The organism is Erwinia sp. PsM31 (genome assembly GCF_030433775.1).
GTDB classification, from domain to species: domain Bacteria; phylum Pseudomonadota; class Gammaproteobacteria; order Enterobacterales; family Enterobacteriaceae; genus Erwinia; species Erwinia aeris.
In genome coordinates this window covers 1-397 of sequence record NZ_JARUWZ010000074.1, presented here as the reverse complement: position 1 = coordinate 397, position 397 = coordinate 1, and the positions used below count along the sequence as shown (strand labels likewise).

General features: G+C 44.8%; 1 tRNA gene. It reads left to right on the top strand.

Annotated elements, in window-relative coordinates:
* The first annotated feature begins 202 nt into the window (after window positions 1–202).
* Window positions 203–278, top strand: a tRNA-Glu gene (locus tag QCD69_RS22505).
* The last annotated feature ends 119 nt before the right edge of the window (window positions 279–397 follow it).

Genomic DNA, 397 nt, shown 5'->3' with positions numbered 1-397 from the left:
AGGGGAACCTGCGGTTGGATCACCTCCTTACCTGAAGATACCTTCGTGCGCAGTGTCCACACAGATTGTCTGATAGAAAAGTAACGAGCAATGCGTCTTTTGAGTAGGGTTCTGTGACAAGTAAATTTGTCGCACAGATTTGCCAGCAAATCTTCACCTTTACACAAAATAACCAGTCTGCGACTGGTTAAGCAATTTTTGTGTCCCCATCGTCTAGAGGCCCAGGACACTGCCCTTTCACGGCTGTAACAGGGGTTCGAATCCCCTTGGGGACGCCATATCTGATAATGAGTGAAAGACATTATCAACCGTATCTCAAAATTGATTCCGGCTTTAAGCCTGAGTCACGTTTGAGATATTTGCTCTTTAACAATCCGGAACAAGCTGAAAATTGAAA